The sequence below is a fragment of the Sorangium sp. So ce406 genome (assembly GCF_051474675.1).
Classification (GTDB): domain Bacteria; phylum Myxococcota_A; class Polyangia; order Polyangiales; family Polyangiaceae; genus Sorangium; species Sorangium cellulosum_G.
Genome location: NZ_CP150340.1, coordinates 11,487,092 through 11,511,907, shown reverse-complemented (window position 1 = coordinate 11,511,907; position 24,816 = coordinate 11,487,092). Strand labels below are relative to the sequence as shown.

Annotated in this window: 24 protein-coding genes; 16 read left to right on the top strand and 8 right to left on the bottom strand. The window is 73.8% G+C overall.

The features are described 5' to 3' along the window. The first annotated feature begins 331 nt into the window (after positions 1-331). The 10 genes from WME96_RS43270 (at position 332) to WME96_RS43225 (ending at position 10,413) form a co-directional block, all read left to right on the top strand. Positions 332-829 carry a DUF2505 domain-containing protein gene (locus tag WME96_RS43270; protein ID WP_437287373.1) on the top strand — a complete coding sequence of 166 codons (498 nt, stop codon included), beginning with the start codon at positions 332-334 and terminating at the stop codon, positions 827-829. Next, positions 826-3,435 (top strand): signal peptide peptidase SppA, encoded by a 2,610-nt coding sequence (gene sppA, locus WME96_RS43265; RefSeq protein WP_437287372.1) that lies wholly within the window; start codon positions 826-828, stop codon positions 3,433-3,435. The genes WME96_RS43270 and sppA overlap by 4 nt, the downstream gene beginning before the upstream one ends. A 4-nt stretch (positions 3,436-3,439) precedes the next feature. Then, the gene (locus tag WME96_RS43260; RefSeq protein WP_437287371.1) at positions 3,440-4,507 is read left to right on the top strand and encodes an ABC transporter ATP-binding protein; all 1,068 of its coding nucleotides are present in this window, start codon (positions 3,440-3,442) and stop codon (positions 4,505-4,507) included. Positions 4,508-4,733: 226 nt separating this feature from the next. After that, complete coding sequence (locus WME96_RS43255; protein ID WP_437287370.1) at positions 4,734-5,387, top strand: hypothetical protein; 654 nt, start codon at positions 4,734-4,736, stop codon at positions 5,385-5,387. Further along, positions 5,380-6,546 (top strand): glutamate 5-kinase, encoded by a 1,167-nt coding sequence (gene proB / locus WME96_RS43250; RefSeq protein WP_437287369.1) that lies wholly within the window; start codon positions 5,380-5,382, stop codon positions 6,544-6,546. The genes WME96_RS43255 and proB overlap by 8 nt, the downstream gene beginning before the upstream one ends. A gap of 158 nt (positions 6,547-6,704) precedes the next feature. Next, positions 6,705-7,232 (top strand): hypothetical protein, encoded by a 528-nt coding sequence (locus WME96_RS43245; RefSeq protein WP_437287368.1) that lies wholly within the window; start codon positions 6,705-6,707, stop codon positions 7,230-7,232. Positions 7,233-7,325: 93 nt separating this feature from the next. After that, on the top strand, positions 7,326-7,451 hold the full coding sequence (locus WME96_RS43240) for a hypothetical protein (RefSeq protein WP_437287367.1): 126 nt from the start codon (positions 7,326-7,328) through the stop codon (positions 7,449-7,451). 148 nt (positions 7,452-7,599) lie between these two features. After that, the gene (locus tag WME96_RS43235) at positions 7,600-8,436 is read left to right on the top strand and encodes a trypsin-like serine peptidase (protein WP_437287366.1); all 837 of its coding nucleotides are present in this window, start codon (positions 7,600-7,602) and stop codon (positions 8,434-8,436) included. 72 nt (positions 8,437-8,508) lie between these two features. Continuing rightward, complete coding sequence (gene lepB / locus WME96_RS43230; protein ID WP_437287365.1) at positions 8,509-9,147, top strand: signal peptidase I; 639 nt, start codon at positions 8,509-8,511, stop codon at positions 9,145-9,147. A 483-nt stretch (positions 9,148-9,630) separates the two neighbouring features. Beyond that, positions 9,631-10,413 carry an FHA domain-containing protein gene (locus tag WME96_RS43225; protein WP_155798338.1) on the top strand — a complete coding sequence of 261 codons (783 nt, stop codon included), beginning with the start codon at positions 9,631-9,633 and terminating at the stop codon, positions 10,411-10,413. On the opposite strand, the gene WME96_RS43220 is transcribed toward WME96_RS43225, so the two are convergent. The 5 genes from WME96_RS43220 to WME96_RS43200 all read right to left on the bottom strand — a co-directional run bounded on the left by WME96_RS43220 (position 10,410) and on the right by WME96_RS43200 (position 16,524). After that, positions 10,410-11,108 carry a GbsR/MarR family transcriptional regulator gene (locus WME96_RS43220; protein WP_437287364.1) on the bottom strand — a complete coding sequence of 233 codons (699 nt, stop codon included), beginning with the start codon at positions 11,106-11,108 and terminating at the stop codon, positions 10,410-10,412. The two genes, WME96_RS43225 and WME96_RS43220, sit on opposite strands and share 4 nt — an antisense overlap. Before the next feature lie 139 nt (positions 11,109-11,247). Beyond that, complete coding sequence (locus tag WME96_RS43215) at positions 11,248-11,898, bottom strand: TlpA family protein disulfide reductase (RefSeq protein ID WP_233561965.1); 651 nt, start codon at positions 11,896-11,898, stop codon at positions 11,248-11,250. A 67-nt stretch (positions 11,899-11,965) separates the two neighbouring features. After that, a complete protein-coding gene (locus WME96_RS43210) occupies positions 11,966-12,214 on the bottom strand; it encodes a glutaredoxin family protein (protein ID WP_061613901.1) in 249 nt (82 codons plus the stop codon). A 37-nt stretch (positions 12,215-12,251) separates the two neighbouring features. Continuing rightward, positions 12,252-13,727, bottom strand: a complete 1,476-nt coding sequence (locus WME96_RS43205; RefSeq protein ID WP_433931324.1) for a B12-binding domain-containing radical SAM protein — start codon at positions 13,725-13,727, stop codon at positions 12,252-12,254. A 121-nt stretch (positions 13,728-13,848) separates the two neighbouring features. Further along, positions 13,849-16,524, bottom strand: a complete 2,676-nt coding sequence (locus tag WME96_RS43200; RefSeq protein ID WP_437287363.1) for a DNA internalization-related competence protein ComEC/Rec2 — start codon at positions 16,522-16,524, stop codon at positions 13,849-13,851. Between the two features lie 271 nt (positions 16,525-16,795). Between WME96_RS43200 and WME96_RS43195 the strand changes: the two genes are divergently transcribed. The 6 genes from WME96_RS43195 (at position 16,796) to WME96_RS43170 (ending at position 22,866) form a co-directional block, all read left to right on the top strand. Further along, on the top strand, positions 16,796-17,998 hold the full coding sequence (locus tag WME96_RS43195) for a trypsin-like serine peptidase (protein ID WP_437287362.1): 1,203 nt from the start codon (positions 16,796-16,798) through the stop codon (positions 17,996-17,998). Then, the gene (locus WME96_RS43190) at positions 17,991-19,025 is read left to right on the top strand and encodes an ABC transporter substrate-binding protein (RefSeq protein WP_437287361.1); all 1,035 of its coding nucleotides are present in this window, start codon (positions 17,991-17,993) and stop codon (positions 19,023-19,025) included. Before WME96_RS43195 ends, WME96_RS43190 begins: the two co-directional genes overlap by 8 nt. Next, the gene (locus tag WME96_RS43185; protein WP_437287360.1) at positions 19,022-19,768 is read left to right on the top strand and encodes a TlyA family RNA methyltransferase; all 747 of its coding nucleotides are present in this window, start codon (positions 19,022-19,024) and stop codon (positions 19,766-19,768) included. Before WME96_RS43190 ends, WME96_RS43185 begins: the two co-directional genes overlap by 4 nt. A gap of 320 nt (positions 19,769-20,088) precedes the next feature. Further along, positions 20,089-21,288, top strand: coding sequence for an ABC transporter substrate-binding protein (locus tag WME96_RS43180; RefSeq protein ID WP_433931315.1), 1,200 nt, complete (start codon positions 20,089-20,091; stop codon positions 21,286-21,288). A gap of 55 nt (positions 21,289-21,343) precedes the next feature. Continuing rightward, positions 21,344-22,228, top strand: coding sequence for a branched-chain amino acid ABC transporter permease (locus tag WME96_RS43175; protein ID WP_433931313.1), 885 nt, complete (start codon positions 21,344-21,346; stop codon positions 22,226-22,228). A 65-nt stretch (positions 22,229-22,293) separates the two neighbouring features. Further along, positions 22,294-22,866: a hypothetical protein gene (locus tag WME96_RS43170; RefSeq protein WP_437287359.1), complete on the top strand. Its 573-nt coding sequence runs from the start codon at positions 22,294-22,296 to the stop codon at positions 22,864-22,866. A gap of 125 nt (positions 22,867-22,991) precedes the next feature. On the opposite strand, the gene WME96_RS43165 is transcribed toward WME96_RS43170, so the two are convergent. The 3 genes from WME96_RS43165 to sdhB all read right to left on the bottom strand — a co-directional run bounded on the left by WME96_RS43165 (position 22,992) and on the right by sdhB (position 24,816). Continuing rightward, positions 22,992-23,630, bottom strand: a complete 639-nt coding sequence (locus WME96_RS43165; protein ID WP_437287358.1) for a DUF6036 family nucleotidyltransferase — start codon at positions 23,628-23,630, stop codon at positions 22,992-22,994. Continuing rightward, entirely contained in the window at positions 23,611-23,868 is a 258-nt protein-coding gene (locus WME96_RS43160) for a hypothetical protein (protein ID WP_437287357.1), read from the bottom strand. Before WME96_RS43160 ends, WME96_RS43165 begins: the two co-directional genes overlap by 20 nt. A gap of 120 nt (positions 23,869-23,988) precedes the next feature. Beyond that, positions 23,989-24,816 (bottom strand): succinate dehydrogenase iron-sulfur subunit, encoded by an 828-nt coding sequence (gene sdhB, locus WME96_RS43155; RefSeq protein ID WP_437287356.1) that lies wholly within the window; start codon positions 24,814-24,816, stop codon positions 23,989-23,991.

Genomic DNA, 24,816 nt, shown 5'->3' with positions numbered 1-24,816 from the left:
GGCGTCGCAGGCACCGGTAAGTCTGCCGGCACGTCGCAGCTAGGCCCGATCGCGGACTCATCGGGATCAGCAGTGGCGATGGTGTCGGACGACGCTGAACCGGCGGTCCCGCCTGAAATCCAAGAAAGCCAAGGCAGACGCGCTCCCGGAGCAGGCTGCGGTGATCTGAGAGCGCCTCCCGCGCGCCTCTATCGCTCCGCCACGCGCCTCTATCGCTCCCGCGTCCATCCCTATCGCTCCCGCGTCCATCCCTATCGCTCCCGCGCCCATCCCTATCGCTCCCGCGCCCATCCCTATCGCTCCCGCGCCCGCCCTTGCGCTAGAAGGCCCCGTGCACTTCACCATCTCTCACGACCTCGACGCGCCCCTCGACGCCGTCGAGCTCGCCGTGCTCTCGCCCGAGCTCGGGCCACGGCTGGCCACCAGGGTGGCCTCGCTCGAGAGCGTCGTGACCGTCGAGCACGCGCTCCGCGATGGCGAGCTCCTCCGCGTCCTGCGCTTCCAGGCGAGCGCGCCGCTGCCGATCTTCGCGAGCTATCCCGTCGCGAAGGACGCCATGTCCTGGGAGGAGCGCTCGACCTACCGGCTCTCCGATCACGCGGCCACGTGGCAGGTCAGCCCGAAGGAGCAGTGGCGCAGCTACTTCCGCTCCGCGGGCACCTACCGGCTCGAGCGCCTGCCCGAGGGCCGCACCCGCCGCCGCGTCCAGGGCGACATCGAGATCCGGCTGCGCCTGCTCGGCCCCCTCGTCGAGCGCCTCGCCCTCGCCGAGGTCCAGCGGACGTACGACGCCGAAGCAGATACGCTCCGGGAGCTCGTCAGCGCATGAACGACCTACTCCACCCCGCCCACGCCGCCCGCCGTGCCCCCTTCGCCCGCGCCGCCGCAGCCCTCCTCGGCCTGTGCGCGCTCGCCGGCGCGACCGCCGCGCGCGCCGCGCCGACCGACGGGCCCTCGCAGCCGGTCCCCGACCCGGGCAAGGCCGTCGCCAGCAGCGACGATACCTCCGCGATCGCGGTGAACCCCGCAAACCTCTCCTTCCTCCCAGGCACCGAGCTCCGGTGGACCTGGGTCTCCACAGGCTCGACCTCGCCGCTGCCCGCCCGCGGCCACTCGATCGCGCTCGGCGTACCGCTCTGGTTCGTGTCGACCGGCCTGCGCTTCGACTTCCTCGACCCGCCCGACGCCGCCGCCGCGCCGCTCGACAGCCCGTCGCGCTGGATCCGCTGGGGCCTCGCGCTCGACACCGGCCCCGGCTTCGCGTTCGGGACGACCCTCGGCTGGGGCAGCTCCGACGCGCCGGCGCTCGACGGCTACTTCTCGCTCACCAGCGGCGTCACCCTCCGGCCCACCACCTGGCTCTCGCTCTCCGCCGTCGCCCGCGACTGGAACCGCCCCGAGAGCCGCCTGCGCCAGGCCCTCGAGCGCAGCTACGACTTCGGCGTCGCCGTGCGCCCCGTCGACGGCAGGCGCGCGCTCGAGATCGGCCTCGAGACCGCCTACGTCGAGGACAGCGACCCCGACGAGAGCGGCGCCTGGGTGCCGCGGGCGACCCTCGGCCTGCGCGTGCCCTATGTGGGCACGCTCCGCGGCGACCTCACGCTGCGCGACCTCGCGGCGGACGGGGGCCCCAGGATCGCCGCCATGGCCGGCCTCGACGTCAACGTCGACGAGCTGCAGCTCTCGGCCGGCGGCGTCTTCGGCGACGCCGTCACGAAGAACGGCACCGGCTACTACGTCGGCGCCGCGCTCCGCAGCTTCTCCGAGCCGGGCGTCCGGCTGCCGGCCCGCGTCGTCCGGGTCCGCCTCGACTCGACCCCGGGCGTCCGCAGGCACACGCGCTTCCTGCAGCAGCTCTGGCGCCTCGCCGAGGACCCGGAGGTCTCCGGGGTCGCGCTCGTGCTCCGCGCGGAGCCGGCCAGCTCGCTCGCCCACGCCGAGGAGGTCAGCGACGCGATCCGCAACCTGAAGCGCCACGGCAAGAAGGTCCTCTGCCACCTCGAGGACGCCGGCGGGCGCTCGCTGCACGTGTGCTCGCACGCCGACGCCATCGCCATGAACCCCGCGGGCGGGCTGCGCTTCTCCGGCATCTCGTCGAGCTACTTCTACTTCGGCGGGCTCCTGAAGAAGCTCGGCGTCCAGGCGGACATCGTCCGCATCGGCGCGCACAAGCTCGCCGCCGAGCAGTTCGCGCGCGAGAACAGCACCCAGGTCGGCAAAGACGACCACCAGGAGCTGCTCGATCAGTTCAACGACGCCTTCGTCGGCGAGGTGAGCGCCGGGCGCCGCATCCCCGTCGACGAGCTCGAGCGGCGGCTCGCGCGCGGCCCGTTCCTCGCGCAGGAGGCGCGGCAGCTCGGCCTCGTCGACATGCTCGCGTACGACGACGAGATCGGCCGCGTCATCGACGAGGTGATGGGGCGCCCGTCGCGCGTCGTCGACGACAATCCGGGCGACGAGGCGCCGGAGCGCTGGGGCTACTCGCCCAAGATCGCCCTCGTCTACCTCGACGGCGACATGATCGACGGCGAGAGCCGGTCGATCCCGTTCCTCGGCGTCAAGCTCGCCGGCTCGTACACGGTCGCGGGCGCGCTGCGCCGCGCGCGCGAGGACAGCACCGTCCGCGCCGTCGTGCTCCGCGTCGAGACCGGCGGCGGCTCGACGCTCGCGGCGGACGTCATCCTCCGCGAGGCGATCCTCACCGCGCGCGTGAAGCCGCTCATCGTCTCGATGGGCTCGTCGGCGGCGAGCGGCGGCTACTACGCGTCCGTCGCCGGCGGCCAGATCTTCGCGAACCGCTCCACGGTCACCGGATCGATCGGCATCTTCTACGGCAAGGTCGACGTCACCGGCCTGCTCCAGAAGCTCGGCGTCAGCATCGAGACGTTCCGGACGACGCCCCGCGCCGACGCCGAGTCGCTCTACCGGCCGTTCACCGACGACGAGCGCGAGCAGCTCGGCGTCAAGGTGAAGCAGCTCTACGACCGCTTCATCGCCCGCGTCGTCGAGGGCCGGCACATGCGGGCCGAGGAGGTCGACGCCCTCGCGCGCGGCCGCGTGTGGACCGGCGCCCAGGCCCTGGAGCGCCGGCTCGTCGACCGCCTCGGCGGCCTCCGCGAGGCGCTCGAGGAGGCGCGCAGGCTCGGCCGGCTCCCCGACGACGCGCCGGTCCTGGCGCTCCCCGAGGAGGACACCTCGCTCCTCGGCTACGCCCTCAGCCTGGTCGGCTTCTCGGCGCAGGCGCAGGGGGAGCTCGCGAAGGCGACGATCCCGCCCGTGATGCTCGACGCCGCGCGCGCCCTCACGCCGTTCCTCGTGTTCGGCGCGGAGCGGCCGCTCGCGCGCAGCGAGTTCGCCGGCGAGATATCGTTCGGCGTGCCCCTCACGGCCCGCGAGGACGAGCCCTCGGCGCCCTCCGCGCGCGAGGAGCGCTGAGCCCGTGCGCCCGATCGAGGCCGCGGCGGCGCCGCCCGACGCCCCCGCCGCGGCGCCGCCGCCGCTCGACGCCCCCGCCGCGGCGCCGCCGCTCGACGCCCCCGCCGCGGCGCCGCCGCTCGACGCCCCCGCCGCGAAGCCGCCGCTGCTCGACGCCCGCGCCGCGCGCATCGCCGTGGACGACGTCGTCGCGATCGACGCGCTCACCGTGGCGTCGCGCGGCGACCGCGTGCTCTGCGCCGGCGACACCGGCGCGCTCTTCGCGGCGCTCTCGGGCGTCCCGTTCTCGGCCGTCCGCCGGCACCCGCCGGGCGCCGCGGCGGACGACGCCGCGGACGCGGCCCCCGGCGAGGCGCGCGTCGTCGCCGGGCGCCTCGCGGTCGCCGGCCGCGACGTCGCGCGCTCCGCGCACCGCGCCGCGAGCGGGGCGGCGCCGCTCGATCCGCCGCTGCCGCTCGCCTGGACCGTGGACGCGTACGTCGCCTGGGGCGCGCGGCTCGCGGGGGCCTCGCCGCGCGCGGCCGCCGACATGGCGCGCGCCGCGCTGGCCCGGGTGGGCCTCGCGGCCGCCGGCAAGCGCGCCCTCCAGACGCTCGCGCTGCCCGAGCGCCGCGCGCTCGTCGTCGCCCAGGCGATCGCGACCGCGCCCGCCGTGCTGATCGCCGAGGATCCGCTCGCCGGCCTCGACGACGGCGCCGCCGGCTTCGTCCTCGCCGCGCTCGCGGGCGCCACCGAGGGCCGCGGCGCGCTGCTCACGACGGCGCGCCTCGACGTCGAGGGCCCGCGGGGCGTCCTCGCGCGCGGCGCCACCGACGTGCTCCTGCTCACGGGCGGCGAGCTCGCCTTCTCGGGCACGCTCGCGGAGGTCGCCGCCGGCGGCCGCGCCTACGCCCTGACCGTGCGCAGCAACGCCGAGCTGCTCCGCGAGGAGCTCGGCGCCCGGGGCATCGCCCTGCGCGGCGGGCCGGCGCGCTTCACCGCCGCGCTGCCCGAGGGCGCGACCACCCGCGACATCGTCCTGGCCGCGACGCGCTGCCGCGCCGCGATCGTCGAGCTCATCCCCCTCTTCTGAGGGCCGCCGCGCCGCCTCCGCGCCCGCGCGCCGCTCCCGCACCGCGCGCCGCTCCCGCACCGCGCGCCGCTCCCGCACCGCGCGCCGCTCCGGTGCCGCGCGCCGCACGCCGCCCCCGCGCCGCACGCCGCTCCCGCGCCGCACGCCGCTCCCGCGCCGCGCGCCGCCCCCGCGCCGCCCTCGCCACTGTTCGCCACCCGCCGGGCGCCGTAGTACCGTGCGCGCGATGTCATCCGAACCCGCCGCGAACAAGCCGTCCGCCGCTCAGGTCACCCCGGGCGGCCCGCCCTCCGGAGGCCGACTCGCCGTGCTCACCGCGTTCGCGGTGGGCGCCTCCTGGATCCCGGTGCCGGTGCTCCCCGATCGGATGCTGCTGCGCATCCGCGGCGCCATCGCGCAGGACACGGTCGCCCGCCACGGCCTCAGCCTCACCACCGACGCGCGCACCCTCCTCGCCCAGCCCGGCGCGGAGCAGACCCCGATCCGCAAGGCCGCGCAGCTCGTCACGAAGGAGGTCCTCCGGCGGCTCAACCCGGCCCTGGCGCTCGCCGCCGCCGCGCGGGGCCTGGAGGTCTACGCCCTCGGCCACCTCCTGAACCGCTACATCACGCGCTTCCGCCGGACCAGCGCCGTGCGCATCCACGCCGACGAGGCGCGCTGGATCCGCGACGCCGTCGACCGCGCCGTGCGGCGCTCGCTCTCCCCCTCGCTCCGCCCGGACGTCACCGTCCTGCCGAGCGGCGCCGAGGACCTGCGCGACGAGTTCACGCGCTGGATCGACGCCTTCCTGCTCGCGGGCGCCGCCGTCCCCGAGTACATCGAGCGCCGCCTCGACGCGGCCTTCGACGAGATCGCCGCCGCCGGCCTCCCCCATGATTGACCCCGAGGAACGCACCGCCACGAAGGACACGGCCGACGGCCGCGACGCCGCGCCCGACGCCGACGCCGACGTCGACGCGCAGAGCGCGCGCGCCGCGCTCAAGCGCTGCCGCCGGATCATCGTGAAGATCGGATCGAAGAGCCTCTCCGGCGACGCCTGGGACCGGCTCGCCGCCGAGGTCGCCGCGCTCCGCGGCCGCTCCGGCCGGAGCCTCGTCATCGTGTCGAGCGGCGCCATCGCCCTCGGCGTGGCGAAGCTCGGGCTCAAGGCGCGCCCGAAGGACATGGCGTGGCTCCAGGCCGCGGCCGCGGCCGGCCAGAGCGTGCTGATGCAGCGCTACGAAGAGGCCTTCGGCAAGGTCGGCCTGCTCGTCGCGCAGGTCCTCCTCACGCACGCCGACCTCGCCGACCGCACCCGCACCAACAACGCGAGGAACGCCCTCGCCGCGCTGCTCGAGGCCGGCGCCATCCCGATCATCAACGAGAACGACGCCGTGGCGGTCGAGGAGATCAAGTTCGGCGACAACGACCAGCTCGCGGCGATGGTGACCCCGCTCTGCGAGGCCGACCTCCTGATCCTCCTCTCGGACGTCGAGGGCCTGCTCGACGGCGACGGGCGCCGCGTGCCGTTCGTGCGCAGCGTCGCCCGCGAGGCGCGGCACCTCGCCGGCGGGTCGACCTCCGGCGTCGGCACGGGGGGCATGGCCAGCAAGGTGGAGGCCGCGCGCCGCGCCACGCTCGCGGGCTCGCACGTGGTCATCGGCGCCGCGCGCGAGCCGGGCATCATCACGCGCATCGTCTCGGGCGAGGACGTCGGCACCCTCTTCGCGGCCGTCCCGCAGCGGCTCAGCGCGCGCAAGCACTGGATCGCGTACACGCTCCGCCCGCGCGGCGCGATCCTCGTCGACCGCGGCGCCGCCGAGGCGATCGGCTCGAAGAACCGCAGCATCCTCGCGGTCGGCGTCCTCGGCGTGCGCGGCACCTTCCTCCCCGGCGACGCCGTGGCCGTCTTCGACCCCGACGGCGCCGAGATCGCCCGCGGCCTCGCGCGCATGTCCGCCGGCGACGCGGCGCGAATCGCGCGGAAGAAGCGCGACGACGACGCCGGCGACGACGTCGTCGTCCACCGCGACGACCTCGTCGTGCTCCCGAGCGAGTAGCCCCCCGCCTGCACGCGCCCTGGGTGACCTCGCCCCCGGCCTCCCTGTAGGTGCGCCGACCACCCGTTTGCGCGCCTGCCCGACGATCGCGGGAACCTCCGCGCCGACCGGCTGTCGTTCCCTCCTGTCGGCTCTGACAGCTTCCGGGAGGACGGGTGATGCGCTTCGGGTTGTTCGTCGCCAACGGCTTGGTGCTCGCTGGGGTCGCGTGGACTGTCGGGCTCGGACCGAGCGTGAAGGCCTCGCGGCTGCTGCCGCCGCCCGCCGCGGCCGGGCTCGGCGAGCTCGCCGAGCTCGAGGCCCGCTACGCCGAGCGCCGGACGCCGGAGAGCGTCACCGCGCTCGCCGTGGCCTACCTGGAGCGCGATCAGCCCGGGCTCGCCTCCTCCGCCCTCGACGCCGCGCCCCGCGAGGTCCGCGCGCTCCCGGAATCAGCGCACCTCGCCGCGCGCGCGCTGCTCCGCCGCGGCCGCGTCCGCGACGCGCTCGCCGCGGCCGAGCAGGCCTCGGCGGCCTGCGCGACCGGCGCCTGCCCCGCGTGGCTCGAGGCGAAGTCCGCGCGCCAGCGCGCCTTCCTCGAGCAGCTCGTCGCCGCCGGCGTCGAGGACCCGCAGGTCGAGCCGGCGGCCGCGCGCGCCGCCTACGAGCGCAGCGCGGGCGAGGTGCGCGTCGTCGCGATGCGGTGAGCGGAGACGATGGATGCGGCGGAATCGTGCGGGGCACGCGGAGCACGCGCGGCACGTGAAGCGTTCTGCCCTGGGCCAATCTATCTGGTCTGGATGGACAGGGTGGCAGTCCGCCGGGAGCCCTCCGTGACGACGGAGCGGCGCGACCTCGAGGCCTCGGCGGGCGTGACGATCGTCGAGGTCATATCCAAGCTTGGAAAACCTGTCGTTGTCGAATGACGGTTACCGCCTTCTGTCGTAGCCTTGGGACTTGCTCGGCGCGTCCGCACCGGGGGCGCTGTCCGATAGAACAACCGGTTGCGCTTGGGAGGGTCTCCCTCAGGTGGAACAGCCGCAAGCTCGCACGCGGGGCGTCCTCGCGACCGCATTGAGAGGGTTTTACCGATGCGGCGCCGCGGCGGTGACCGCGCTCGCGCTCGCCGCCGGCGCGGGCTGCGCGCCGCCGATCACGAACGCCGGGCTGCCGATCCCCGCGGCGAAGCCGGGCCAGGAGGAGCGCGCTGTCCAGTTCCGGCCGCCGTTCGAGCTGGCGACGAACGAGGACGCCATCGTCCGCATCGTCACCGACGTGACGTGCACGGGGACGCTCATCACCGAGGACCTGGTGCTCACCGCGCACCACTGCGTCGCGGCGCGCGACGAGAGCGGCAGGACGCTGCGCCGCGATCAGGAGCCCGAGGCGATCACGATCGAGCTCGGGGGCGACCACCTGCCCTGGGGCGACGCCGCGGTGCGCGCGGTGGTGTCGCCGGACTGCGGGTACACCTCGGGCGAGGGCGACATCGCGATCCTCGTGCTGTCGCGCCGGCTGATCGGGATCCCGACCCTCATGCCGCGCCTCGAGGCCGAGCCGGAGTCGAAGGAGACGGTGACGCCGTACGGCTTCGGCCGCTGCGCGCTCTCGCGCGATCCGGTCCACCTCGTGCCGCGGCCGGGCGGCACGATCGACAGGCTGAGCCCGGGGCACTTCGTCGCGACCGCCTCGATCTGCCCGGGCGACTCGGGGGGCCCGGCGCGCAGCGACCGGGGAGGCGACGTCGTCGGCGTGATCTCGTCGAGCGTGATGGACGGCGACGAGCGCACGACCGGCACCTCGTACTTCACCCGCCTCGACATCTGGCCCGAGCTCTTCTCCGCGGCCCGCGAGATCGCGGCGGGCGCGAGCCCGAGCGAGCTGCCGCCGTACCGGAGCTGCCTGCAGTGACGGCGCCGCGGCGTCCGGGCGGCGCCCTTCCCCGCCGCCCCCGGCCGCCGCTGCGCTAGGCTGCGGGGTCGCATGCGGAAGCTGCTCAACGGCCTGCTCTGGATCCTCGGAACCCTGCTCTTGCTCGGCGTCGTGCTCCGCGCGCTGGTCCTCGACGTCTGGACGGTGCCGGACGACCCGATGCTCGGCGCCTCGATCGCGCCGAGCCTCGCCGCGGGCGACACGGTCGTCGTGCTGACGCGCGGCACGCCCGGCTTCGGCGAGCTGGTCCGGTGCCCGGACCCCGAGACCCCCGGCGGCCACATCGTCGGCCGCATCGCGGGCGTGCCGGGCGACACGGTCGAGGTCGATCACAGCAACCTGGTCGTGAACGGGCACCGCTACGACGCCGAGGTCGCGTGCACCGAGCCCAAGCTGAGCATCATCGACCCGGCCACGGGCAACGAGGTCCAGCTCTCGTGCGACATGGTGATGATGGGCCCGGGCCTCCACCTCCGGGCGACCGGGCGCAAGCCCCCGCTCGAGCGCCGCCACCGCGTCGAGGTGCGGCCCGACACGGTCTTCCTGCTGAGCGACAACCGGAGCTACCACGACGACTCGCGCGATTTCGGCCTGCAGCCGCGCGCCGCGTGCAACCAGCGGATCGTGTTCCGCCTCTGGGGCGCCGGGGGCTGGGCCGACGACCAGCGCCGCTTCACCTTCGTGCGCTGATCGCTTGACCCCTCCGCTCTTCGACGTCTAGAACCGTGGTTCTCTCCACCCGGGTCGGGAATCCAGCGCGAGTTTCGGGCCGGGTCCTCCGTCCGGGCTAGCCCATCGGTCGGAGGTCCGCTGCGGCGGCCTTCCACTGGCGCGGGTCGGGGAACCGCGATCCCGCGGTCCCCCAATGCACCGAGGCGACGTTTGCACACCGAGCAGCACGAGATTGGCATCGTCTGTGGCCAGTGCGATCTGTGGAGCCCGATGGGCACCGCGCGTTGCCCTGAGTGCGCGAACGACCTGGCCCTGTTCACGCCGCGCCGGGCGAGCTCTCCGGGGACGCCGGCGCGGCGCTCCCCGACGCCCGCGGCCGGCAGCAGCGCGGGCATCAGGGCGGAGGCTCGGCTCGACCCGACGAGCTCGCGCGGCCCGGCGCGAAGCCCCAAGACCACCTCGTCCAAGAGCGAATTTGCCGAACTCTCCCAGGAGGAGCTGATGGAGCAAGCCCGTAACTACGTCTGCCGTTCCTGCTCGAGCGGTGTCCCCTCGGGCCACAAGTTCTGCGGAAGGTGCGGGACCGCGGTCCCGCCCGAGATCCTGAGCGCGCAGACGCTGTTCTTCGGGGACATGCAGAACCCGGCGAAGGCGAAGCTGATCCTCATCCGCGGCGAGGGCATGGACGGCCTCTCCTTCCACCTGAAGGCCGAGCAGCACATCGTCGGCCGCAACGGGCAGCTCGTCTTCCCGGACGATCCGTTCGTGTCGCCGAAGCACGCGAACTTCTTCTACCGCGACGGCAAGCTGGTGGTGCGCGACGAGGGCTCGCTGAACGGCGTCTACATCCGCGTGCGCGGCACGATCGACATCACGCCGGGCGACACCTTCCTCGCCGGCGAGCAGCTCTTCCGGCTCGATCCGACGCCGCGCGCCTCCGACGGCCAGGATCCGGACGGCACCTTCTTCTACTCCTCGCCGAAGCACCCGAGCCCGTTCCGCCTGACGCAGGTGCTCCAGGGCGGCGCGGTCGGCATGACCGTCTGCGCGCGCGGCAGCTCGCTGCAGATCGGGCGCGAGGGCGGCGACCTGAACTTCCCCGTCGACCTGTACATGTCGGGCTCGCACTGCCGCCTCGAGGAGCACAACGGCAAGTTCACGCTCACCGATCTCAACAGCCGCAACGGCACCTACGTGCGCATCAAGAGCGAGCGCGAGCTCGCCCACGGCGACTACCTCTTCATCGGCCGCAAGCTCCTGCGCGTCGAGCTCAACACCAACTAGCGCTTTCGCCCGGCGCGGCCGCTGAGGCGGCTGATCGCGTCGCCTGCGGCCCAGGCGACGCGGGCGGCGGCGTTCAGGGAGCGGACCACCGCCTCGGGCACCTGCGAGATCAGCCGCTCGAGATCGACGGGGCCGTCGATCGACGGCAGGAGCTGCTCCATGAGCTCGGCGAACAGGTCGTACTTGCGCGACAGGTCGTCGAGCCGCGCGCGCATCGCGTCGGCCTCGGGGCCCTGCGCGTCGCCGAGCAGCGAGAGCGCGCGCCGCGCGAGCGTGCGCTTGTCCTGCACCACGCGGCGCAGGCGGCCGAGGTAGGCGCCGACGATCACGTCGGGGTACTTGCCGCGCAGCGCGAACGAGTCGTGCCGCGCGCCCGACTCCCGCCGGCGCTCGATGATCCCGGCCGCCTCGAGCCCGCGCAGGTTCGCGAAGATGTTGCTCTTGGAGCGGCCGAGCTCCTGGCTGAGCTCATCCATCGAGCGCGGTACGTCCGCCAGGTAGAGCGCCGCGACGACCTGCCCGCCCAGCCGGGTGATCCCGGGGAACGAGGCGGCGATCTCGGCGCCCACCCCCTCGAGCAGCGCCTGCCGCGCGGCCGCGACGCGCTCGTCCGAGGAGCGGCCGTCGCCCCCTTCTCCCGCTCCGGGCGGCTGCGGCGGCTGCGCTGTCGGCGACGTCGGCCTGCGGGCGGTCATGATGGGTGACTCACATAACGATCTTTCGCGAGAGCGCCAAGCAGCGAGCGCGCCGCGCGCGCCCGGTCCCGGGCGCCTCCGCGCCGGGCGTCCCCGCGCCGGGCGTCCCCGCGCCGGGCGTCCCCGCGCCGGCGTCCGCTCAGGAGTCGTCGGTGCAGAGGCCGGCGAAGCCGCCGCGCGGCTGCCCCTTGAAGATGTCGACAGGGCACCCGCCCCAGCGCGACACCATCTCACCCACGTCGATCGCCAGGCTGCTCGACCAGTCCCGCGCCCCGTCGAAGCGGGCCCGGATGATCCCGTTCGGGTCGATGATCCACGTCTCCGGGTAGAGCTGCGTGCCGTACTTGTCCAGCACGACCTTGGACTCGGGGTCGAAGAGGACCGGGAACGGCGGATCCCCGTTCAAGGCCACCTTGAGCGCGTCCCGCACGTCGTCGGGCCCCTCGTCGGTCGAGATCGTGAGGACGACGAAGTCCTTCCGCGACTGGGCGATCCGACCGAGCTCCGCGAGCGCCGGCATCTCCTGCAGGCACGGAGCGCAGGTCTTCGTCCAGAAGTTCAAGAACACCGTCTTGCCCCGGAACGACGAGAGCCGGACCGGCTTGCCGTTCATGTCCGGCAGCTCGAAGTCCGGCGCGAGACGGTTGCGGCCGGCGTAAGCAGGGCGCAGCGCGCACATGGCCTTGCAGGCCGTGGAGCGCTGGTCGTTCTGCGCCGCGTGCACGAAGCCGTAGACGGCGACGGCCGCGACGAGGATGAAGAGGATCTGTGCGGTCGTCGTCCACTTCACGGGGATGGCCATAGCCTAGCGCGGCGCCGGACGAAAGCGCGCGGAAGCGCCCTGACGCCGTCCCGGGTTATTCCGGGCTGGAGAGCAGCCGCTCGAGCCGCTGCTCGTCCACGCGGTACTTCATGATCTTCCGCCCCTCCAGCTCGACGACGGGGACCTCCCAGTCGTACAGCGCCCGCTTCTCCGGGCCGGCCTCGCGGTCCAGGTCGACGACGGCGAGCTCGAACGGGAGCCGCGCGCGGACGCGCTCGAGCGCGGCGTGGGCGTCCTCGCAGAGGTGGCAGCGCTCGCGCGTGAAGAGGGTCAGCTTCTTCATCGGATTCGTCTCGGATCCTCGCGGGCGACTACCCCGATCACCCGGCCGCGAGGAGCGGCAGGCTCTGGCGGCGCGGCGGCTCCGGCCGCTTGATCTTCTCGAACGCGCGCTCGTAGTCGCGGAACGAGCCGCCCGCGTGCACGGCCTGCATCACCGCGCGGCCCTCGGCCTCGCCCCCGGCGGCGAGCACCGCCTCGACCCACGCCCAGCGCGCGCTCGTGGCCCGCACGTCGGCGCGGCCGCGCAGCCCGCGGCGGAGCCGGTCGAGGCGCTTGTTCACGACGTCGATGCCCGCGAAGCGCGCGCCGTGCAGCGGCGTGTTGCGCTTCGGGCAAAACGGCGCGATCCCGAGCGCGACCGGCACGATGCGGGAGAGCTCCGTGACGAACGACACGCACTCGTCGACGTCCTCGTCGGTCTCGCCGGGGACGCCGACCATGAGGTACAGCTTGAGCCGGTTCATGCCGTGCTGCCGCGCGAGCTCGGCCGCCCGCTGGAGGTGCCGGGGCCGCGCGCGCCGCTCGAGCGTCTCGCGGACGCGCTCGCTCGTGCCGTCCATCGCCGTCGTGAGCGTCTTGTAGCCCGCGAGCCGCAGCGCGCCGACGAACTCGTCGGTCAGCCGGTCCGGCCGGAGGCTGCTCAGCCCGACCTCGCACCCCCGCTCGGCGAGCGTGCGGACCACCTCGACGATCTTCGGGTGGTCGCTGACCGCGGCGCCGACAAGGCCGACGCGCCGCGCGTCCTCGGGGATGAGCTCGAGGAGGCGCTCCTTCGGGACGATGCGCATGCCGCCGTTGGTCGAGCGGCGCATCACGCAGTAGGTACACCCGCGCGAGCAGCCCCGCTCCGCCTCGATGAGGAACATGTTCGAGAGCTCGGTCTCCTCGGCGCGGATCGGCGACCACGCGGGCAGCAGCGCGCTGTCGCACTGGGCGACCGGGGGCATCTCGGCGCCGTGGCGCGCGGGCACGAAGACGTGGGGGACGCGCGCCAGCTCGTCGAGCGCGGCCTCGCGCGAGGGGGCGTCCCGCAGCAGGCGCAGCACCTCGACGGCCAGCGTGTCGGCCTCGCCCATGAGGATCGCGTCGGCGAACACCGCGAGCGGCAGCGGGTTGGAGAAGGTGAGCGGACCGCCCGCGAGGACGAACGGGTGGCGGCCGTCGCGCTCCTCCCGGAGGGCGGGCAGCCCCGCGAGCTCGAGCAGGCGGACGACGCCGGCGAGCTCGAGCTCGTAGGCCACGGAGAGCGCGATGACCGGAAAGTCGGAGAGGGGGCGGAGCCCCTCGTACGTGACCGGAGCGCCCTCGGCGCCCTGACCCTCGTCGTCCGGCAGGAAGGCGCGCTCGCACGCCATCCCGGGCTCGGCCTGGATCATCTTGTAGATCTGGAGGAAGCCGAGCGAGCTCATGCCAGCCCGGTACGGGGACGGGTAAGACAGCGCGACGCGGAAGGGCGCCTGCTTGTCGATACGACCGATCTCGCTCGCGAGCCGGCGGCGGATCGTGGTCGTCATCGCGCTACGAGACATCGACGGAGCGTCCCTCAGGGGACGTCCAGGCGCAAGGACACGGGGCGGACGGGCGGCGTCCGGAGCGCGGGTTTCTGCCGGTTCCTTCCGCCTCACCGCCTCCGGCTCACCTCCCCGGGCCGGAGGTCCCGCCGGCCGCGCCGGGCCGGTCGGGGGCCGGGCTCGGCGGCTGGCCGGGGCGGGACCAGAGGACGCGCTCGCCGTCGGTCTCCCAGATCAGGGCGCCGCCGCGGTCCATCCGCGCGATCGCGACGCCGCGGGCCGAGAGCCGGGAGAGGACCTCGGGGCTCGGGTGCCCGAAGCGGTTGCGGACGCCGCAGGACACGGCGGCGACCGAGGGGTCGACGGCCGCGAGGAGCGCCGCGCCGGTCGACGTCCTGCTGCCGTGATGGCCGACCTTGAGCAGGTCGGCGCGGAGCGCGGCGCCGTACCGCGCGACGAGCGCGTCCTCGGCCTCGTGCTCCGCGTCGCCCACGAGCAGCGCGGAGCGCGCCCCGTAGGAGATGCGCAGGACGAACGAGTTGTCGTTGGCGCCCCGGTCCGGGTGGAGCTCGGGGCACGGCGCGAGCACCTCGATCGTCGCCCCCGAGAGCACCCGCGGCCTGCCGCACAGCGAGGCGGGCCGCACGACGGGCACGCCGCGCCGGCGCAGGTCGGACAGCAGCCTCGCGTAGACCGGGCCGGCGCCCTCGGCCTCGCCCTGGCCAGTGTCCCAGAGCTCGCCGACCTCGACGCCCGCGACGACGGCGGGGAGGCCGCCGAAGTGATCCGGGTGCGGGTGCGAGAGGACGACCGCGTCGAGGCGCGCGCGGCGGCGCGATCGCAAGAGCGGCCGGATCACGCGCGCCCCCGGATCGACCGGGCTGCCCACGAAGCCGCCGGCGTCCACGAGCATCGCGCCGCCCTCGGGGAGGTCGATCAGGATCGCATCGCCCTGCCCCACGTCGAGGACGCTGACGCGCAGCGCGCCGCGGGGCGCCCCGGCGCGCACGGCGACCCCCTCGAGCAGCAGCCACGCGGCGGCGCCGGCGGCGAGCGCCGCGAGGCGCCTGGCGCGGCGCTCCGCGGCCCACGCGAGCGCGATCGCGGCGGCGAGCGCGGCGAGCTGGGCGGGCGACGGCTCCGGCAGGCGCAGCACCACGCCGGTGTCCGCCGAGGCGCGGGCGACGGCGCGCACGGCGAGCAGCGCGCCGGAGCCGACGAGCGCGCACCCGCGCTCGACGGGCGGCCACCACGAGAGCGCCGCGTGCGCGAGGCAGAACGGGAGCGCCGCCAGCTCGCCGATCGGCGCGGCGACCACGTTCGCGGCCACGCCGAGCAGCGGGAACGTCTCGCTGTTCAGGAGCAGCAGCGGCGCGCACCCGAACATGGCGGCGAGCGTTGTCGCGAGCGGCGCGAGGAGCTTGCGCGCGAGCGCGCGCGGCGACGAGGCGGGCAGCGCGTGGTCCGCGCGGTCGCCGGGGTCGCCGCCGTCCGCGCGGTCGTCGGCGCCGCCGGGCGAGCGATCGCGGGGGACGAGCAGCGCGGCGAGCGGCCGCTGCAGCCAGAGCAGCCCGGCGGTCGCGGCGGCCGAGAGGCCGAACGAGAGATCGCACGCGACCAGCGGATCGACCGCCGCGGCGCCCGCGAGCGACAGGGCGAAGTTGCGGACGCCGACCGATCGGAGGCCGAGGAGCCGGGCGCTCATCGCGCAGGTGAGCATCGCGGCGGCGCGCATCGCCGAGCCGCCGCCGCCGGCGAAGTCGGCGTAGAGCCACGCGGCCGGCACGCACAGGGCCGCGGTGATGCGGCCCGCGTCCCACCGCGCCGCGATCGGGTCGACGCGGACGAGGATCGCCCGGAGCGCCGCCGCGAAGCCCGCCACCGCGAGGATGAGGTGCGTCCCCGAGACCGCGAGCAGGTGCGCGAGGCCGCTCTCGCGGAAGGCGTCCTGGTCCTCGGGCGCGAGGTCGGTCTCGCCGAGCACGAGCGCGCGCCCGAGCGCGGTCGCCTCGGGGTGGAACGTGGCCTCGATGCGGCCGCGCACGAAGGCCCGCGCGCGATCGACGGCCGCGCCGATCGATCGACCCTCCGAGATCCGCCGCGCGTCGACGATCGTGCCGCTCGCGACGATCCCGCTCCGCGCGACAGCGGCGGTCGCGTCGCGGAGGCCCTCGTTCCGGAACAGGTGGATCGGCGCGAGGTCGACGAGCACCTCGAGCCGGTCGCCCCGCGCGAGGTCGCGCGGCGCGCCGTAGAGGCGCGCCCGGAGCGGGTGCGCCAGCGCTCGCCCGCCGCAGGTCCCGCCGGCGATCTCCACGTCGATGCGCGCGTCCGGCGCCTCGCCGTCCGCTCGCTGCGCCGCCTCGTCTGCCGCGTGCGCCGCCTCGTCTGCCGCATGCGCCGCCCCGCCCGGGGCGTGCGCGGCCCCGTCCGTCCGCCGCGTCGCCCCGTCCGCTCGCTGCGCCGCTCCGATCGCGACCGGCGAGCCGACGACGGCGCAGGTCACCTCGCAGCGGGCCGGCGGCTGCAGCAGCGCGGCAGCGCCTTCGTAGACGCCGCCCGCGTCGTCGAGCAGCGCGCGAGCGCGGAGCCCGCCGGCGACGAGCGCCGCCGCGGCGGCGGCGAGCGCGACGGGGCCGGCCCTGCGGCGGAGCGCCGCCGCGGCGAGCGCCGCCGCGAGCGCGGTGGGCAGCGGAGAGAGGGCGAGCGGCGCGCCCGCGGCGAGCGCGAGCCCGAAGAGCAGGACGGGATCGATCACGGCCGCGCCGCCCCGCAACACCCGGGCCGCGCACGTTTCCACGGCTTTTCGTCGCGGCGCCGGTCGCCCTGGCCCTGGCGCCGCCATGGCGGAGCTGGGCAACGTCCGTTACGCGAGTACCCTGCAAGAGCTCTCGGGCAGTCAATTTATGTGGTGCATGCAACGAGCCGAGTCGTTCATCGCGCGCGGCGCGCGTGCATGACCGCACATTCCCCTCTAGACTCTTTCGCTCGATGCGACGCCTCGGAGCTCGTCGCACCTACATTGCAGTACTTGGAGGCTCTCGATGTCGTATTGCTCGCCCAGAGTCATCTTGATTCTTGCCCTGGGACTCACTGCAACAGCGTGCAGCTCGGCCCTGGAGCCGCCTGATGAGACCGGTGAGACGCGAGATGCCATCCAGGACGGTTACCTGGACAACGGCGACAGGGCCGTCGTGGGCATCTACAACGCCGAGATCGGCGCCATCTGCACGGGGAGCCTGATCGCGCCGAACGTGGTGCTGACAGCCCGGCATTGCGTGTCGGACATGGCCAATGAGACGGACGGCCAGATCACCTGCCGCTCCACGAAGTTCACGGACACGCACCTCGCCCGGAAGATCTACGTCACGACCGACGCGGAGATCGGCGAGTCCTCATATTTCTACGGCGGCAGCGAGATCGTCCTGCTCCCCGGCGACGACGTCGACAGCTTCTGCGGCAACGACCAGGCGATCCTGATCCTCGACGAGCTGATCCCGGAGAGCGACGCCGCGCCGCTCGTGCCGCGCGTCGACGTGCCCCTGAAGCAGGGCGAGGAGTACTACGCGGTCGGCTTCGGCGCGACGAACGACAGGAGCACCGGCGCGGGCCTGCGGCGTCGCCGCGACAACCTCTTCATCGATTGCGTGGCCGACGGCTGCCCGGCGTCCGTGGTGAAGTCCACGGAGTGGGTCGGGGACACCGGCATCTGCGAGGGGGACTCGGGCGGGCCCAGCCTCGATCTGATGCACCGCGTGATCGGCGTGACCTCGCGCGGCGCCGAGGGCTGCGAGTACCCGATCTACGGCTATGTGTACGGCTGGGCGGAATGGATTAAGGAGACGACCGTGCGCGCCGCGAGCCTTGGAGGGTACGAGCCGCCCGTCTGGGCGACCGGCTTCCCCACCGACCCCGTCTACTCGGCCGAGATCGGCGGCGCCTGCGAGCAGGCGGAGCAGTGCGCGACGAACGCGTGCCTCGACGGCTACTGCACCCGCCCCTGCACCGAGACGGCGACCTGCCCGAGCGGGTACGGGTGCGACGCGGAGCTCGGCTTCTGCGCGAAGCGCCCCGAGCCGCCCCCGTCCGAGGACGGCGAAGGCGAGGACGACGTCGTCAAGGACGGGGACGCCGACGGGTCGAGCGGCTCCTGCAGCATCGGCAACCCGCGGCCCGATCCGACGAAGCCCGTCCCCTGGCTGCTCGGCGCGGCGGGCCTGGGCGCCGTCGCGGGCCTGCGGCGTCGGCGGCGCGACCGGGACCGGCTTGGCTGAAGGTCGTCGCCCCTCCACGCCGTGCGTCGCGCCGGACGCGGAAGCGCCGGGCGCCGCGCTCGTGCCTTTCGCCCTCGGCCGCGCGCTCCCGAGGCGGGCCGCGCTCACGGCGCTCGCCGCGGTCGCGCTCGCGGCGTGCGGGCGCCGCGCCCCGGCCGCCGCCGGCGGGGCGCGCGTCGTCTCGCTGTCGCCGAGCACGACGGAGGCGGTCTGCGCGATCGGGGCCGGCGTGGCGCTCGTCGGCCGCTCCCGCCACTGCGACCACCCGCCCGAGGTGCTCCGCCTGCCCAGCGTCGGCGGCTACGCCGACCCGAGCATCGAGGCGATCGTCGCGCTCTCGCCGACCCTCGTGGCCGGCGCCCGCGGGCCCGCCGGGCCGGCGCTGGAGGAGGCGCTGCGCGGCCAGGGGATCGCGACCTTCTTCCCCGAGACCGAGTCGCTCGCGCAGATCGAGGACATGCTCGCGGAGCTCGGGCGGCGGCTCGACGCGGCCCCCGGCGCGGAGCAGGCGATCGGCCGGATCCGCGCGCGCCGCGCCGCGGTCGAGCAGGCCGTGAAGGGCGCGCCGCGCGTCCGGGTCGCCCTGCTGTTCGACACCTCGCCCATCTTCGCCGCGGGCCCCGGCAGCTTCGCCGATGAGCTCATCCGGCTCGCCGGCGGCGAGAACGCGATCGCCCGCGGCGGCCCCTACCCGTCGATCAGCGTCGAGCACCTGCTCGCGCTCGACCCCGACGTGCTGCTCGACGGCACGGCCGGCGACGCCGAGACGCACGAGGGCTCCTCGCGGCTGGCGCAGCTCAGGGACGCGCCCGGCTGGCGCTCGCTGCGCGCGGTGCGCGAGGGGCGCCTGCGCCCGCTCCATACCGACGTCGCGCTGCGCCCCGGGCCGCGCATCGGCGACGGGCTCGCCGCCGTCGCGCGGGCGCTCCACGGCGACGCGCTGGCGCTCTCGGACGCGGCGGCCGTTCCCCTCTCCCCCGGCGGCGGCGCGGGCCTCGTGCGCCCGCCGGCCTCGAGGGCGCCGTGACCCGCGTGCGCGCGGACGCGCTGCTCGTCGCCCGCAAGCTCGTCGGCTCGCGGACCGAGGCGCAGGCGCTGATCATGGCCGGCAAGGTCACCTCCGGGCCGCGCCGCATCGACAAGCCGGGGACGCTGCTCCCGGAGGACGCGGAGCTCCACGTCGCCGCGGGCCCCCGGTTCGTCTCGCGGGGCGGCGACAAGCTCGAGCACGCGCTCGCGGCCTTCGAGGCGCACGGCCTCGACGTGGCGGGGAAGACGTGCGTCGACGTGGGCGCCTCGACCGGCGGCTTCACCGACTGCCTGCTCCAGCGCGGCGCGGCGCGGGTCTTCGCGGTCGACGTCGGCTACGGCCAGCTCGCCAGCAAGCTGCGCGCCGATCCGCGCGTCGTGGTCCGCGACCGGGTCAACGCCCGCGAGCTCCAGCGGGAGGACTTCGACGCCCCGATCGACCTCGTCGTCGTCGACGCGTCGTTCATCAGCATCGCGCGGCTCATCGACGCGATCGCCCGCCTGCTCCGCCCGTCGGGCGACCTCGTCGCGCTGGTCAAGCCGCAGTTCGAGGCGGGCCGCGAGGCCGCCGCCCGCGGCCGCGGCGTCATCCGGGACGAGTCGACCCGCCTCGCGGCGATCGCGGAGGCGCGCCAGGCCATCGAGGCCGCGGGCTTCTCGGTCGTCGGTGAGGTCGACAGCGCCGTGCGCGGCCCGAAGGGGAACGTCGAGCACTTCGTCCACGCGCGGCGCGCCGGCTAGCGCGCTCTCCGCGCCGCGCGCGTCAGCCTCTCTCCGCGGCGCGGACCCGCGTCCCGCTGCGCAGCGCGCCGTGACGCGCGCGCGGCCCCGTGCGGCCCCACGCGGATCGACGGCGGGCTCGGCCGGCGGAATCCGTGGAGAATCGCACACTTAAGGCCATCCTCGTGGAGCGCGCCGCGGCCCGACAGGGCTGACGTGCCGCGTGGACAATGGTAGACGCGACGAGTACACGCGCTCTCGGCCATGGGTTGAGCGCGCGGCCATGGCCACCGGCGGGCGACCCACACGCGGCGCGGCCCGGCGACAGGGAGGACGACGACATGCTCGGACGACGGGGTTTGGTGAGGATGATCGCCGGGGCGCTCGCGCTGAGCGCGATGACGCTCGGCTGCGGCAAGAAGAGCGAGGGCTCGGGCGGCGACCCGGCGAAGCACGCGAAGGACGACCCCGAGTGGAAGGTCGGCGCCTACTTCAGCCTGTCGGGCGAGGAGACGGCGTTCGGCGTCGACTCCAAGGAGGGTATCGACCTCGCCATCGACGAGATCAACAAGGCCGGCGGGGTCAAGGGCAAGCCGATCAACGTCCTCTATGAGGACAACAAGTCGAAGCCGGAGGAGGCGACCAACAAGGTCCTCCAGCTCATCGATCGGGACCACGTGCTCGCGCTCCTCGGCGAGGTCGCCTCGTCCCGGTCGCGCGCCGGCGGCATCGTCGCCAACAAGAAGAAGGTGCCGATGATCTCGCCGGCGTCCACGAACCCGGACGTGACGAAGGTCGGCCCGTTCGTGTTCCGCGCCTGCTTCACGGACGACGTGCAGGGCCAGATGGGCGCGCAGTTCATCGTGAACACGCTGGGCAAGAAGAAGGTCGGGCTCTTCTTCGCCTCCGACGACCTCTACTCGTCCGGCCTCGCCAACGAGTTCCGCGCCGAGGTGAAGCGCCTTGGCGGAGAGATCGTGATGGAGAAGAGCTTCCTCAAGAAGGAGACCAACTTCACGACGTACATCAACGAGCTCAAGTCGGCGAACCCCGAGATGATCTACGCGCCGATCTACTACACCTCGATGGGCCCCATCGCGCGGCAGGCCAAGGCCGCGGGCGTGCCGGGCAACATCTTCGTCGGCAGCGACGGGTGGGACGCGAACGAGCTATTGCGCGACGCCGCCGAGGAGCTCGACGGCGCGTACTTCACGAACCACTATGCGCCCGACGTCCCCTGGCCCAACTCGCAGGCGTTCGTGAAGAAGTACACGGAGCGGTACAAGCGCACGCCGTCGAGCATGGCTGCTCAGGGCTACGACGCGGCCAAGCTGCTCGCCGACGCGATGGGCCGCGCCAAGGAGATGACGCCGGAAGGCATCCGGCAGGCCATCCAGGACACCAAGGGTTTCCAGGGCGCGACGGGGGTCATCACCATCGATGAGAACCGCAACGCCGACAAGCCGGTGGTGATCGTCCAGATCAAGGACAAGCAGTTCAAGTATTACGCGACGGTCAACGAGAAGCCCGCGAAGCAGTAGTCGTCGCGCCCGCGCGCCCGCTCGGGCGCGGCGGACGCGCGGTGAAGAGGTCTCCATGGAGAAGATCGTGAATGCCCTGATCACGGGGCTCGCCCAGGGGTCGATGATCGCCCTCGTCGCCCTCGGCTACACGATGGTTTACGGCATCCTCAAGCTCATCAACTTCGCTCATAGCGAGGTGTTCATGATGGGCGCGTTCGCCGGGCTCTTCGGGATAACGGCGCTCGGCGCCCAGGACGCGCCGCTCGTCGCGGGCGTGGGCGGCACCCTCTGCGCGATGGCCTTCGCGGGCGTCCTCGGGGTGCTCGTCGAGAGGGTGGCTTACGCGCCGCTGCGCTCCCGGGGCCGGGGCCTCGCGAACACCCGGATCACGCCGCTCGTGACGGCGCTCGGGATGAGCGTGCTCCTCCAGAACCTGGCGCAGCTCCTCTTCACCGCCCGCTACCGCGCCTATCCGCAGCTCCTGCCGATCGAGCACACGCGCAAGGTGATCTTCGTCTCGTCGATCCTGGTGATGATCGGGCTGGAGCTCCTGGTGCGGCGCACCTGGACGGGCAAGGCGATGCGCGCGCTCAGCGTGAACATCGAGGCCGCGCGGCTGATGGGCATCCGCACGGGCCGCATCATCGCGCTCACCTTCCTCACGGGCTCGATGCTCGCGGCGGTGGGCGCGGTGCTCTACTGCCTCGACCAGTCGCAGGTGTACCCCACGATGGGCGTGGTGATCGGCAACCGCGCCTTCGTGGCGGCGGTCATCGGCGGCATCGGCAACATCACGGGCGCGATGCTCGGGGGCATGCTGATCGGGATCATCGGCGAGATGACGAAGCTCACGCCGTACTCCGGCCTGCAGGACGTCCTCGTGTTCGCGGTGCTGATCGGGGTGCTCCTCGTCAAGCCGACGGGCCTGCTCGGCACGACGGGGACCGAGAAGGTGTAGCGCCGGCCGAACGTCGGCCGACGCGCCGGCCGACGCGCCGGCGGCGCCTGCGGTATGCTCGGCGCATGCGACGCCTCGCTCTCGTCGTGCCGCTCTCGCTCCTGGCGGCGTGCGCCGCGACGCCCCCGGCCAACTGGGCTCGCGGCGGCGCGCTGCTCGACATCCCCCGCGCCCGCTGGGTCTACGCCGACGTGGCGATCGACGTCATGCCGGACGGCAAGGTCCTCCTGAACGGCGATCACCAGCTCAACGTGGACCGCGGCGGGCGGGTGTTCGGCCTGGAGGCCGAACCGGTGGCCTTGTTGGAACAGGACGGCCGGGTCACCGGCCCGAACGACGACGCGATGGGCACGATCGGCGTGCTGCACGCCTCGCTGCCCGGCGAGGCGAACGCCTGGCTCACGGTCGCCCAGAGCGGCGCGGTGATCCGCTACGCCGACGACGGCGAGCGCCAGCCGTTCGGCGTCTGGATGGGGTGCGACGTGACGCCGCGCGCGCACCAGACATGCACGCTGCTCACGCACGTGCTCGGGATGCGCTTCCGGAAGCTGGAGCGGCAGACCACGACGGAGCCGGTCCGGCTGGGGTTCGGGAGCGGCTTCGGCTTCGGCATGGGGGGGCCGTTTCCGTATCCGTAGTATCGGGATCGGCGGTGACGACCCGTCATCGGGCTTCGCGTGGAGAGCGCTTGCGCAGGAGCCGCTGCGCGCACGGCTGACGAGCCTCGCCGCTTCCTCGTGCGGCACAACGACGCCTGGTGAGCCTAGCGTGGTTTTGACCGCCGCCTTTTCTTCGCGCCGCCCCGGCCTGTCGGTGCCCGCTGTGCCACCTCCCCGGCACCGTGGACGCGCTCCAAGGCGCCGGAGAGCTCCGAAAGCAGGTCGTTGCGATCGAGCGCCTCCTCGAGCATGCGCAGCGTGCTCCGGGCGAGATCGAGCTTCAGATCTCTGCGAGCTGCGATGATCGCGACCACATCCTCGATGTCCTTTGGCCGTCCGGCGAGGATCTTCATCACGATCAAATCCTCGGCACAGGCGACGGGAACCTGGATGCCGTCGAGGTCGTGCAGTTGTGCGCGTTGCAGGAACAGCTCTTCGAGCCCCGGTCCAGCGAGGACCACATCCGCGGCGATCCCCGTCGCGAGGTGAAGCACGGGGAGCACTCGTGTCCGATGCGTGAACGCGATGTCCTCGACGCGCATCTGGAAACCGGCCGCCGTGAGCCCCCTGACCAGCACCTCAGGATCCTTGCCCTGGAGGTCCACGGTGACATCGACGTCCGCAGTGAGCCGCGCAGCCCCATGGAGCAGCGCCGCTTGCGCCCCGAAAAGGTACCACCCGGCGCCGAGCCGAGAGAACACATCCGCGAGCGCCCCAAGGAGCTCAACGAACGGCGAACGCACGTGCCGCTCGTTCAAGCAGACGCTTCAACTCGATATGATGCGCCAGATCCTCGGCGCGCTCCCGCTCCGTGGGGAAATCCGGGCGCACGCGTCGCGCGTGGTCGTACAGCGCATGGCCGGCCTGGAGCGTCGCCCGGAAGCCCTGCTCGCGGTACGTGCGACCCCAGTGGTCGAGCTTGCGCTGCTCAACCTCTGCTCGACTCCGCTCGGCGAACGCTCGGATATGCGCGGGATCCATCCAGAGCCCAGTATACCTTGAACGCCTGCCCGGGGCTCCCTCGTCGCCCATGGGGCCGCGCGTGCGCCATCGAGACCGTCCCGGGCGCCCGGCGCCGGTCCATTGACGCGCAACCGGTGCCTACTTCAGCAGCCACCCGAACAGCATGCGCTTCGTCGTGTCGCGGGCGACCTGCGCGAGCGAGTCGACGAGGGGGATCTCCTTCGGGCACACCTCGACGCAGTTCTGTGACTTGCCGCAATCGGTGATACCCCCCTCGCCCATCACCGACTCGAGGCGCTCGTTCTCGTGCATCGCCCCGGAAGGGTGCATGTTGTAGAGCCGCACCAGGTTGATCGCGAAGGCGCCGACGAACTTCGTCCCGTCGTTGTATTGCGGGCACGCCTCGACGCAGCAGCCGCACGTCATGCAGCGGGAGAGCGGATATCGCTCCTCCTGACGCTCCGGCGACTCGCGCGGACCGGGGCCGAGCTCGTGCGTGCCGTCGATGTCGATCCACGCGCGCACGCGCTTCATGTCCTCGAACATCCGGCTCCGGTCGACGAGCAGGTCGCGCACCAGCGGGAACTTGGACATCGGCTCCAGCGTGATCACCTCGCCCTTCGGCGCGATCTGGTCGATCAGCGCCGAGCAGGCCTGACGGACCCGGCCGTTGATCACCATCGTGCACGAGCCGCACACCTCCTCCAGACAGACCGCCTCCCAGACGACCGGAGCCACCTCCTTGCCGTCCACGGTCCGCGGATCCTTCTGGATCTGCTGGAGCGCGCTGATCACGTTCATCTGCGGCAGGTAGGGGACCTTGAACTCCTCCCAGCGCCGCGACTCCGGTCGATCCGCGGTGTCCTGCCGCCGCACGCGCAGGTGCACCAGCCGGCCCTCGCCCCGCGCCTGCGCCTGCGTCGGCGCCGCCGCCCCGTTCGCCTTGTCTTCGCTCGCCTTGGCCAT

Coding starts and splice junctions, on each gene's coding strand:
- sppA (WP_437287372.1), top strand. CDS start 826: ATGAACGACCTACTCCACCCCGCCCACGCCGCCCGCCGTGCCCCCTTC.
- WME96_RS43255 (WP_437287370.1), top strand. CDS start 4,734: ATGTCATCCGAACCCGCCGCGAACAAGCCGTCCGCCGCTCAGGTCACC.
- proB (WP_437287369.1), top strand. CDS start 5,380: ATGATTGACCCCGAGGAACGCACCGCCACGAAGGACACGGCCGACGGC.
- WME96_RS43245 (WP_437287368.1), top strand. CDS start 6,705: ATGCGCTTCGGGTTGTTCGTCGCCAACGGCTTGGTGCTCGCTGGGGTC.
- WME96_RS43240 (WP_437287367.1), top strand. CDS start 7,326: ATGGACAGGGTGGCAGTCCGCCGGGAGCCCTCCGTGACGACGGAGCGG.
- lepB (WP_437287365.1), top strand. CDS start 8,509: ATGCGGAAGCTGCTCAACGGCCTGCTCTGGATCCTCGGAACCCTGCTC.
- WME96_RS43225 (WP_155798338.1), top strand. CDS start 9,631: ATGGAGCAAGCCCGTAACTACGTCTGCCGTTCCTGCTCGAGCGGTGTC.
- WME96_RS43220 (WP_437287364.1), bottom strand. CDS start 11,108: ATGACCGCCCGCAGGCCGACGTCGCCGACAGCGCAGCCGCCGCAGCCG.
- WME96_RS43210 (WP_061613901.1), bottom strand. CDS start 12,214: ATGAAGAAGCTGACCCTCTTCACGCGCGAGCGCTGCCACCTCTGCGAG.
- WME96_RS43205 (WP_433931324.1), bottom strand. CDS start 13,727: ATGACGACCACGATCCGCCGCCGGCTCGCGAGCGAGATCGGTCGTATC.
- WME96_RS43180 (WP_433931315.1), top strand. CDS start 20,089: ATGCTCGGACGACGGGGTTTGGTGAGGATGATCGCCGGGGCGCTCGCG.
- WME96_RS43175 (WP_433931313.1), top strand. CDS start 21,344: ATGGAGAAGATCGTGAATGCCCTGATCACGGGGCTCGCCCAGGGGTCG.
- WME96_RS43170 (WP_437287359.1), top strand. CDS start 22,294: ATGCGACGCCTCGCTCTCGTCGTGCCGCTCTCGCTCCTGGCGGCGTGC.
- WME96_RS43160 (WP_437287357.1), bottom strand. CDS start 23,868: ATGGATCCCGCGCATATCCGAGCGTTCGCCGAGCGGAGTCGAGCAGAG.
- sdhB (WP_437287356.1), bottom strand. CDS start 24,816: ATGGCCAAGGCGAGCGAAGACAAGGCGAACGGGGCGGCGGCGCCGACG.